This is a genomic window from Neisseria sp. P0009.S007 (genome assembly GCF_051962515.1).
Window position 1 is genome coordinate 1 of record NZ_JBQCVF010000506.1, and the last position, 1,042, is coordinate 1,042.

Consider the following 1,042-nt stretch of genomic DNA (forward strand, 5'->3'; position numbering starts at 1 on the left):
TTATTGTTGCCGGTATTGCTTGGCAGAACTGGGGTTTCGTCTGATTCTTCACGGGCTGGCGCATTGCCGCTCTCGGTACGGCGGCGGTTTTCATTCGGAACCGCGCGACGGGCAGGTTGAGCGGGGCGCGGTGCAACGCCGCTGTTGTCCAAGGCCAAGTCGGAGCTGGTGGTCATGCGTTCGCGCATATACACTTCGCCACCGTTCGAAACCACGCCCTCAGGAGCTTTCATCGGTTTGACGCTGGTGCCTTTCAGGGCAAAGCGCATGTATTCTACCCATACCGGTACGGCGATTGTACCACCGTAGCCTGCACGACCCATGCTGCGCGGTTTGTCAAAGCCGATATAGACGGCAGTCACAACGCTAGGGTTGAAGCCGACAAACCATGCGTCTTTGTTGTCGTTGGTGGTACCGGTTTTACCGGCGATGTCGGAGCGGCCGAGCGCGGCTGCACCGCGTGCGGTACCGACACGGACAACGTCTTGCATGATTTTGTACATGATGTAGGCGTTGCGCGGGTCAATGGCCTGAGGTGCATTCTCACCGGCTACCAAAGGTTGCATTTGCGCTCTCAGACGGCCTTGGCTGTCGTAGATTTTGTCGATGACGTGGGCAGATACTTTGTAACCGCCGTTGGCAAAGACGCTGTAACCCTCTGCAATACGCAACGGCGTGGTTTCGCCTGTACCCAAAGCCATAGACAGGCTGGCAGGGATTTCAGATGGCTTGAAGCCGAAGCGTTGGATGTATTGTTGCGCGTAGCCGATGCCGATCGACATCAGGATGCGGATGGACACCATGTTTTTCGAAGCGGTCAAAGCCTGGCGTAGCGTGATGTAACCGGAATAGCGGCCGTCTGAATTTTTCGGGTTCCACGCTTTGCCGTTTGCACCTTTGCCCGGCAGGGAAATCGGCGCATCGTTAATCATGGTGGAAGCAGTCATTCCTTTTGCCAAAGCGGAGGAATAAACGAACGGTTTGAACGTCGAGCCGGGTTGGCGCATGGCTTGAGTTGCGCGGTTGAAGGTTTTGCTGTGGT

The 1,042-nt window shown here is 56.3% G+C and carries 1 protein-coding gene; it reads right to left on the reverse strand.

Going from position 1 to position 1,042, the window contains the following annotated elements; genetic code table 11:
• The coding region (locus ACTHS3_RS14390; RefSeq protein ID WP_440368294.1) for a penicillin-binding transpeptidase domain-containing protein at positions 1–1,042 on the reverse strand (1,042 nt) is incomplete at both ends.